The organism is Rhizobium sp. CNPSo 3670 (assembly GCF_057784555.1).
The window spans coordinates 26,603-35,672 of sequence record NZ_JBXSOL010000038.1 but is presented as its reverse complement, the minus strand read 5'-3'; the positions used below and the strand labels follow the sequence as shown (position 1 = coordinate 35,672).

10 protein-coding genes are annotated in these 9,070 nt (G+C 62.7%); 7 read left to right on the top strand and 3 right to left on the bottom strand.

Annotation, left to right across the window (positions count from 1 at the left end; translation table 11 throughout):
• From AC13QO_RS26370 to AC13QO_RS26350, 5 genes are all read left to right on the top strand, one after another.
• Window positions 1-482, top strand: a 482-nt coding sequence (locus tag AC13QO_RS26370) for an invasion associated locus B family protein (protein WP_488542335.1), incomplete at its 5' end; no start/stop codon positions are given.
• A gap of 472 nt (window positions 483-954) precedes the next feature.
• Window positions 955-2,370 carry a metalloprotease TldD gene (tldD, locus tag AC13QO_RS26365; protein WP_488542334.1) on the top strand — a complete coding sequence of 472 codons (1,416 nt, stop codon included), beginning with the start codon at window positions 955-957 and terminating at the stop codon, window positions 2,368-2,370.
• Window positions 2,371-2,386: 16 nt separating this feature from the next.
• Window positions 2,387-2,878: a GNAT family N-acetyltransferase gene (locus AC13QO_RS26360; RefSeq protein ID WP_488542333.1), complete on the top strand. Its 492-nt coding sequence runs from the start codon at window positions 2,387-2,389 to the stop codon at window positions 2,876-2,878.
• A 163-nt stretch (window positions 2,879-3,041) separates the two neighbouring features.
• Window positions 3,042-3,683, top strand: coding sequence for a DUF47 domain-containing protein (locus tag AC13QO_RS26355; protein WP_285194666.1), 642 nt, complete (start codon window positions 3,042-3,044; stop codon window positions 3,681-3,683).
• Window positions 3,683-4,696 (top strand): inorganic phosphate transporter, encoded by a 1,014-nt coding sequence (locus tag AC13QO_RS26350; protein WP_488542332.1) that lies wholly within the window; start codon window positions 3,683-3,685, stop codon window positions 4,694-4,696. Before AC13QO_RS26355 ends, AC13QO_RS26350 begins: the two co-directional genes overlap by 1 nt.
• 24 nt (window positions 4,697-4,720) lie before the next feature.
• Here the strand turns inward: AC13QO_RS26350 and AC13QO_RS26345 are convergent, their stop codons facing one another.
• Both AC13QO_RS26345 and AC13QO_RS26340 read right to left on the bottom strand, forming a co-directional pair.
• Window positions 4,721-5,038, bottom strand: a complete 318-nt coding sequence (locus AC13QO_RS26345) for a nucleoside triphosphate pyrophosphohydrolase family protein (RefSeq protein ID WP_285194668.1) — start codon at window positions 5,036-5,038, stop codon at window positions 4,721-4,723.
• 76 nt (window positions 5,039-5,114) lie between these two features.
• Complete coding sequence (locus tag AC13QO_RS26340; protein ID WP_488542331.1) at window positions 5,115-6,398, bottom strand: D-alanyl-D-alanine carboxypeptidase family protein; 1,284 nt, start codon at window positions 6,396-6,398, stop codon at window positions 5,115-5,117.
• Window positions 6,399-6,614: 216 nt separating this feature from the next.
• On the opposite strand from AC13QO_RS26340, the gene AC13QO_RS26335 reads away from it, so the two are divergent.
• Window positions 6,615-7,652, top strand: coding sequence for a polysaccharide deacetylase family protein (locus AC13QO_RS26335; protein WP_488542330.1), 1,038 nt, complete (start codon window positions 6,615-6,617; stop codon window positions 7,650-7,652).
• Window positions 7,653-7,660: 8 nt separating this feature from the next.
• Here AC13QO_RS26335 and pdxH read toward each other — a convergent pair whose 3' ends face one another.
• Window positions 7,661-8,281 (bottom strand): pyridoxamine 5'-phosphate oxidase, encoded by a 621-nt coding sequence (gene pdxH, locus AC13QO_RS26330; RefSeq protein ID WP_085777196.1) that lies wholly within the window; start codon window positions 8,279-8,281, stop codon window positions 7,661-7,663.
• 65 nt (window positions 8,282-8,346) lie between these two features.
• Here pdxH and AC13QO_RS26325 point away from each other — a divergent pair, with 65 nt between their 5' ends.
• On the top strand, window positions 8,347-8,805 hold the full coding sequence (locus tag AC13QO_RS26325; RefSeq protein WP_064800911.1) for an RT0821/Lpp0805 family surface protein: 459 nt from the start codon (window positions 8,347-8,349) through the stop codon (window positions 8,803-8,805).
• Window positions 8,806-9,070: the final 265 nt, after the last annotated feature.

Here is a 9,070-nt window from a genome sequence, read left to right as displayed (position 1 = left end):
CGGCTGCCAACCCGAATATCCAGGTGACGCCCGGCCAGACCCAGCCGCAGGCGCCGGGCACAGTGAAATCCAATCACGGCGCATGGTCTGTCGTTTGCGACAAGCCGGCCGGTGCGGCGACCGAGCAATGCGCGCTGATGCAGAACGTCATCGCCGAGGACCGGCCGGAGGTCGGGCTTTCCGTCGTCGTCTTGAAGACGGCCGACCGCAAATCGAAGATCCTGCGCGTGCTGGCGCCGCTCGGCGTGCTCCTGCCGAACGGCCTCGGTCTCAATGTCGACGGCAAGGATATCGGCCGCGCCTACTTCGTCCGCTGCTTCGCCGACGGCTGTTATGCCGAAGTCGTGCTTGAGGACGAGCTGCTGAAGACCTTCCGCAGCGGCGCCCAGGCCACCTTCATCGTCTTCCAGACCCCGGAAGAAGGCATCGGCATCCCCGTCGACCTCAAGGGCTTCGCCGAAGGTTTTGACGCGCTGCCGTGAGGCTGGCGGCCGCGGATTTCGAACGCTGAGCGCAGCTCCGCTACCCTTCAAACCCGAGCATTTCACGGGGCCCGCGAGGCAGCCATGGATCCCAGGCTCAAGGCCTGGGATGACGGAGGTTGGGGTGGGCTGCCGCCAAACTCGACGACAGCGCATGGCCGGTGCTCTTCCCTCGCCTTCCATGTGTTACTCCGCATGTCCCCTCACACTCCGTCATGCTCGGGCTTGACCTGGCTTGACCCGAGCATCCACGCCGCACTCGGAGGCGCCGATGATCCCAAGTTCGGGGGCATGGGACGACGAAGGTTAGAGTGCCGTTGCTGCATAATACCTCGTACGAGACAGTTCCCCTCTCAACTTGCCATTCCAACTCCAGCTATAATAATTCCACCGCAGGGCTTCACTCTTTATCAACAGGAGCCCTATCTAAGGCGCAAGCGCATTCCCGAACGCATGCCATTGGAGCCAGACCATGACCACCGATCTCCTGACGCTTTTCGACGCCGACGAAGCCACGATGCGCGGCCTTGTCGCCGAAGCGCTCGCCGGCGCCGATGACGGCGAGCTGTTTATCGAGCATGCCCAGGCCGAGGCGCTGACCTTCGACAATGGCCGGCTGAAGGGCGGCAGCTTCAATACGGAACAGGGTTTCGGACTTCGCGCCGTTGCCGGCGAAGCCGTGGGTTATGCCCATGCCGGCGACCTCTCGGTGGCGGCGCTGAAGCGGGCGACCGATGCGGTCGGCGCAGTGACGCGCGGCTATTCCGGCACCTATGCCGCCGCTCCCCAGGGCACCAACAAGAAATTCTACGGCGACCAGAACCCGATCGGCCAGCCGAGCTTCGAGGAGAAGGTCAAGGTCCTGCAGGACATCGACGCCTATCTGAGAGGCAAGGACGACAAGGTCCGGCAGGTTACCGCCTCAGTCGCGGCGAGCTGGCAGGTCGTCGACATCCTGCGCGCCGACGGCCACCGTGTCCGCGACATCCGGCCGATGACGCGCATCAACATTTCCGTCGTAGTCGGTGAAGGCGAGCGGCAGGAGAGCGGCTCTTACGGCAGCGGCGGGCGCATCGGCTTTGGCGATTTCATCGCCGAGGGCAGCTGGCAATATGGCGCCGACGAGGCGCTGCGCCAGGCACTCGTCAATCTGGAGGCGATCGATGCGCCGGCCGGCACGATGGACGTCGTTCTCGGCTCCGGCTGGCCGGGCGTGATGCTGCACGAGGCCGTCGGCCACGGGCTGGAAGGCGATTTCAACCGCAAGAAGACGTCGGCCTTTGCAGGCCTTCTCGGCCAGATCGTCGCCGCGCCCGGCGTCACCGTCGTCGATGACGGCACAATCGACAACCGCCGCGGCTCGATCACGATCGACGACGAGGGTACGCCGTCCGGCTACAACGTGCTGATCGAGAACGGCAAGCTGGTCGGCTACATGCAGGATCGGCAGAATGCCCGGCTGATGGGCATGGCGCCCACCGGCAACGGCCGCCGCCAGGGCTATGCCCACGTGCCGATGCCGCGCATGACCAACACCTATATGCTCGGCGGCGACAAGACGCCTGATGAGATCATCGCCTCGGTGAAGAAGGGCATCTATGCCGTCTCCTTCGGCGGCGGCCAGGTCGACATCACCTCCGGCAAATTCGTCTTCGGCTGCACCGAGGCCTATCTGATCGAGAACGGCAAGCTCGGCGCGCCGATCAAGGGGGCGATGCTGATCGGCAACGGACCAGATGCGATGAAGCGGGTGTCGATGATCGGCAACGACATGAAGCTCGACACTGGCATCGGCAATTGCGGCAAGGCCGGCCAATGGGTTCCGGTCGGCGTCGGCCAGCCGCATCTGCGCATGGATCAGATCACCGTCGGCGGCACGCAGACCTGAGGCGGAGTATTTCCTCATGGCACAGATCGAAATCAGACCGTTTGCCGCCGGCGATGCCGATGACGTGCTGTCGGTGATCCTGCCGATTCAGCGCGAGGAGTTCGGCATCGACATCACAGCCGATGCGCAGCCGGATCTCCGGGTCATCCCGGATTTCTACCAATCCGGCAAAGGTCAGTTCTGGGTCGCCGTCAAGGATGGCGCGATCGTCGGAACGCTGGGCTTGAAGGATATCGGTAACAATCAGGCAGCGCTGCGCAAGATGTTCGTCGCCGCCGAGGTTCGCGGCCACGAGCACGGCGTGGCAGCGCGGCTTCTCGAGCGCCTGTTCGACCACGCCAGAGATGCCGGCCTCACCGACATCTTCCTCGGCACCACGGACAAATTCGTTGCCGCCCATCGCTTCTACGAGAAGAACGGCTTTACCGAGATTGCCAAGAGCGCCCTGCCCCGCTCCTTCCCGCTAATGGCCGTGGACACCAAGTTTTACCGGTATAAGGTCGGCTGACTGCGGATGCCGCAAAGGGCGGCGGCCGATCACGGCCATGTTCCTGTCGCGCCACAATTGTCATAAAACTGTCACAAACCGAAACTCAGCCCTATCTCTTCAACGGGATAGGGTTTAGGACGGCTCGTCATCCATAGCGCAGATCAAAAATCACGAGGTGTTCATGCTGGGTTGGTTTCGGAAATTGATGCCGCGCGAAGACCGGTTTTTCGTCCTTTTCGAACAACATTCCAGAACGATCGTCGACGCCGCACAGGCTCTGGACAGGTTGCTGTCGGGAATAGAGATCGAGCATCAATGCGAAACGATCGTGCGGTTGGAAGATCAGGCCGACGATATAACGCGCGAAGTCATGCAGGCCGTCCGGCGGAGCTTCATCACACCTTTCGATCGTGGAGACATCAAGGATCTCATCCAATCCATGGATGATGCGATCGACATGATGCACAAGACCGTCAAAACCATCCGGCTCTTCGAGCAGACCAGCTTCGATCCGGGGATGCAGGAGATGGGCAAGACCGTTGTGGAAGCTGCCAATCTCATCGCCGAGGCCATTCCCTTGCTTGATCGCATGAGCGCCAATGCGCCGCGGCTTTCTGCGATCGTCGAGCAGGTCACGCGGGTGGAAGGGCGCTCCGACGAGTTGCACGAGCAGGGGCTCAAGGATCTGTTTCGCCGGCACGGCGCCGGCAATGCGATGGCCTATATGATCGGCAGCGAGATCTACGGCGAGCTGGAGAAGGTGGTCGACCGTTTCGAAGACGTCGCCAACGAGATCAGCGGCATCGTGATCGAGAATGTCTGATGGATGCCGCCCTCGCTCTTCCGCTTCTTGTCGGCCTCATCGGCGTCGCGCTGCTGTTCGATTTTCTCAATGGCCTGCATGATGCGGCCAACTCGATCGCAACAATCGTCTCGACACGGGTCCTGAGGCCGCAATATGCGGTCTTCTGGGCGGCATTCTTTAATTTCATCGCCTTCCTGTTCTTCGGCCTGCATGTGGCCGAGACGCTCGGGACCGGCATCATCGACCCGGCGATCGTCACACCGCAGGTGATTTTCGCGGCCTTGATCGGCGCCATCGTCTGGAATGTCGTAACCTGGATCTTCGGCATTCCCTCCAGTTCATCCCATGCCTTGGTCGGCGGGCTGGTCGGTGCGGGCCTTGCCAAAACCGGCTTGAGTTCGATCGTCTGGAGTGGCCTTCTCAAGACCGCGAGCGCCATCGTCATGTCGCCGTTGATCGGATTCCTGCTGGCATTGTTCCTCATTCTGGCGGTGACCTGGACCTTCATCCGGCAAACGCCTTTTGCCGTCGACCGGTCCTTCCGTTTTCTGCAATTCGTGTCAGCATCGCTCTATTCGCTCGGTCACGGCGGCAATGACGCCCAGAAGACCATGGGCATCATTGCCGTGCTTCTTTACTCGCAAGGCTATCTCGGTGGCAGCTTCCACGTGCCGCTCTGGGTGGTGATTTCATGCCAGGCGGCGATGGCGCTCGGCACCTTGTTCGGCGGCTGGCGTATCGTCCATACGATGGGCTCGAAGATCACCCGGCTGAACCCGATGCAAGGATTCTGCGCCGAAACGGGCGGTGCCTTGACGCTGTTCGGCGCCACCTGGCTCGGCATCCCCGTTTCGACCACCCATACCATTACCGGCGCCATCATCGGCGTCGGCGCCGCCCGGCGCGTCTCCGCCGTCAGGTGGGGGCTTGCCGGCAACATCGTGATCGCATGGATCATCACCCTGCCGGCCGCGGCAATGATTTCGGCAGTTTCGTTCTGGCTCGTGAGCCTGTTGGGCCAGCTCTCTTAGTCGATCGGACAGCTGACGTGGCGCTTAGGTGTTGGGCGTCTGTGCCGGCTGAAACCGCCACTTCCGTTCGATCGCGGCGGCGATGTCGATGTCGTTACGGCGAGCAAACAGCAGGAGGTGACCGAGCAGGTCGGCAGTCTCGTCGGCGAGATCGCGCCTGATATCCTCGGGAGAGCGGCCTTTGGCACGGCCCCGACCGGTCAGCCGGTTCCAGGCCTGGGTGAGCTCTCCCATTTCCTCCTGCAGCTTCAAAAGGAACCAGTCGTCATCCCGCTCGATGCCGCTCTCGGCGACATGGACAGCGGAAGCGGCTTCGAACTGGTCGGCGAGACGGCGCAGCATGGATGTTCTCCTTTTGTTTATGGAGGAGACGCTGATTCCCGCTGCTTGTCCAGAGCCGAGTATGATGCCGCTGGGATCAGCTGTGGTCGGGCAGCAGCACGCAGTCATAGGAGCGCTGCTTCAGCGCATCGCAGGCGGAGGCGGCGGCGTCCTTGCTGGCGAAGCCGATGAAGCGGGCGCGATAGATCCGGTTCGCCCCCTGCCCGACCGCCTCAGTGTAGGGCGAGGCGGAAACCAGCGGTGCGCCGCCTTCCGACTGGGCCTGTGCAAGAAGCGCACGCGCCGCATCGGCGCTGGGGGCCGCCGAAATCTGGATCTGCCAGGTGCCGTCGGTTTTCTCGGCCGGAGCCTTGCCGGTCTTGCCGGCATTCAGGATCTCGTCCATGGCGACAGGACGTTCCAGCGGCACGACGGCGTCATCGGCATAAGCCAGGCTCTTGGCTGCGGGATCTTCGTCCGGGCGCCGGGCGTTGAGCGGCACCGGAACATCGGAAGAGTCAGCCGCAGACGCGACTTCGACCGGTTCCCTGGCGCCGACGCTCGCCATCAGCCTGGCGCCGCCGGATGACGAGGCGCGGCCGAGATAGCGGTCGAGCAGCGCTTCCATCCTGGCGTCGCGGCTGCGGGCGGTGCGGCCGCCGAGCACGACGCCGACGACGCGGCGGTTGCCGTCTCTGACGGCGCTGACGAGGTTGAAGCCGGACGCGTTGGTGTAACCCGTCTTGATGCCGTCCATGCCCTGGTAGCGGTACATGAGATTGTTGTGGCCGCGCACGGTCTTGCCGCGGAAACTGAAGCTTGCCGTCGAGAACAGGCGGTATTCATTGGGATAATTCTTGATCAGCGCCACGGCGAGCGTCGACATGTCGCGCGCCGTCGTCACCTGGCGGCTGTCCGGCAGGCCAGAGGCATTGACGAAGACGGTGCGGCTCATGCCGAGCTGGCGGGCTTTGGCCGTCATCATCCGGGCAAAGCCGGCCTCCGAGCCGCCGAGCGTCTCGGCCATGGCGGCAGCGGCGTCATTGGCGGACTTGACGATCATGCCATAGACCGCCTCGCGCACCGTTATGGTGCCGCCGGCCTTGACGCCGAGCTTGGTTGGCGGCCGGGCGGCAGCGTATTTCGACATCTGGATCGGCGTATCCCAGGCGATCCTGCCGCGTTTCAGCGCCTCGAAGGTGAGATAGAGCGTCATCATCTTCGTCAGCGAGGCCGGATGGTTCAGCGTATCGGCGTTTTCGGACGCCAGGACCTTGCCGGTTCGGGCATCGAGGACCAGCGAGGCGCTGCCGGCAAGAGCCGCAAGCGGCGCCGAAACGACCAGCGTCACGGTCAAAACAGCCGCCAAAAGCTTTCTCATGGAGTTCCCCCTGATGCGCTGGCTCCCGATGGGCCGGCCATGTGTCGTAATGTGACAGAAGCCGGAAGTTTGGCGCGACTTTGCGGCAACGCCTACGATTTTTCTAGTCTTTTCATCGCCTTGGTTAACAGAAAACGAAAGAAGCTGTGTGAAAGCGGGATTCAGCAAGGCTTAAGCCGCCGTTGCTAGTTTGCGGCAAAGGACAATGGGCGGCGCATGACGGGGCAATTGAAGCGACTGGCAAAACGCGTGGCGATCGGCGCCGGACTCGAGGCATCCTCGTTGATCGCAGCGGCCGGCCTGATGCGGCAGGCGCGCGGGCGCGGGGTCATCTTCACGCTGCATCATGTCCGTCCGCACGAGCCCCACGCCTTTGCGCCGAACGCGCATCTTGAAATCACGCCGCATTTTCTCGATGCGGCGCTCAGGCGACTGACGCGCGACGGCTATCGCTTCGTGCGGCTCGACCAGCTGCCGGCGCTTCTGGCCGAACCCGAGGGCGGCCGACCGTTTGCGGCCTTTACGCTCGACGACGGCTACATCAACAACATGGAGCATGCGCTGCCGGTGTTCGAGCGGCATCGGGCGCCTTTCACGGTGTTCGTCACCAAGGGTTTTGCCGAACGTTCCCACAGCATATGGTGGGAAACGCTCGCCGTCCTGTTGCGACGGCCAAAAGAAATCCGCTTCGATTTCGGCCACGGCAGCGAGCGGCTGGCCCTCGCCAGCCCGCGGCAGCAATGGGATGCCTTCGACCGCTTCGCCGGGTATATCCACCGCTTCGACGAGGCGCGCGCCGTAGCCACCCTCGATATGCTGGCCCGGGAACACGGCATCGAGCCGACCGATATCGTGCGCGATCTGGTGATGGGACCGGTGCAGTTGCAGCGGCTCGCCCGACGTCCGCTTGCAACGCTCGGCGCCCATACAATCAGCCATCGCGCGCTTGCCCGCCTGCCGGAGGCCGAAGCGCGGATCGAGATGGAAGTTTCGGCCGATTATGTGGAGGCGCTGACCGGCGCCCGTCCCGCCGCGATTGCCTATCCCTACGGCACGCCGGAGGCGGCGACCGCCCGCGAGGAGGCACTTGCCGGCCGGATGGGCTTTTCGGTCGCGGTCACGACGCAGCCGGGGCTGCCGGCGACCGGCAAGACCGGCTATCTCCCGCGCATGTCGCTGAACGGCTACTACCAGAAGCGGCGCTACGTCTCGGCGCTTGCTTCCGGCATTCCGCTGAAACTGATGGGCCGGTAGAGGGTGAGCTAAGGGTACATCCGTACCTTTTCCCAGGCCCCGACTGGGGATGGGCGACGAAATTCGATGCGGTCATGCAGGCGGAACTGCTGATCTTTCCAGAATTCGATCGAGGTCGGCCGGATGCGGAAGCCCGACCAATAGGGAGGCCGGGGTATCTCGCCAATGGCGTAGCGGGCGGTGTATTCCGCCACCGCCTTCTCCAGCGCGAATCGGCTTTCGAGCGGACGCGATTGTTTGGAGGCCCAGGCGCCGATGCGGCTGCCGCGCGCCCGCGTCTTGAAATAGGCGTCGGCTTCGGCGTCGCTCACGATCTCGACAGGTCCGCGCAACCGCACCTGGCGGCGCAGGCTTTTCCAGTGGAAACACATGGCGGCTTTCTTCTGCCCCAAGATTTCGCGACCTTTCTGGCTCTCGAAATTGGTGTAGAAGACGAAACCGTCATCGTCGAATCCCTTCAGGAGCACCATGCGGACATTGGGAAGACCATGCTCATCGACCGTTGCCAGCGCCACGGCATTGGGATCGTTCGGTTCGGAGGCCTCCGCTTCCTTCAGCCATTCGGCAAAGAGCTTGAAGGGCTCGCCACTTTCGGTAAAGTCACCGCTTGTTAACTCGTTTGCCGACATATTGGTTCAAATGCCCCGGATTATTCAAAACTCGCCCAGCTTTTGATAACTGGACAGGACGCAGGGTGGAAGTCATAGCAAAGTCATATCGCCATACAAAGGGCCTGCGGCAACGCAGCAGCGTCTTCCTGGTTGTCGGCGCCGCAATGCTGTCGCTTTCCGGCTGCCTCGCGGGCGGGATGGATTTCTTGAGCGAAGCCAAGGTCGACCGGTCGGTGGCCACCGGCACCGTGCCGCAGACGCCGCCGAGCACCGACACGCTTTCGGACGAGATGACAGTGCGCAACGCCGTGACCTCGGCCGATGTGCACAAGCTCGAAGGCCAGCCGCTTCCCTGGGCGAATGCATCGACCGGCAGCGCCGGCGTCATCGACACGATCGTCGAAAACAACGAATCGGGCCAGGTCTGCCGGCAGTTCCGCACGACGCGGCATTCCTATGTCGGGATCGCCAAATTCTACGGCAAGACCTGCCTCGTCGGCGGCGGCAACTGGCAGCTGCTGAGCTTCCAGCCGGAAAGTTAATTTCCGGCGGGAAAGCTAATTTCCGGCGTGAAAGTTAATGTCCGGCGGGAAATTTGATCTGCCGGAACCGATTCGGCGCGCGACAGTTAACGGCCGCCGGCTTTGTCGCGAATGCTTAGCAAACAGCTAACCATTTACGGCAAAACACTCCCCATCTCTCCACGGAAATAAGAAGTGATTAGCAACTCGGCCGCACGATCGGTGTCGAGAGTGGCTCTGCCTGCCTTTGTGGCCGGTGGCGCCTCACATGTTGATATTGGACTTC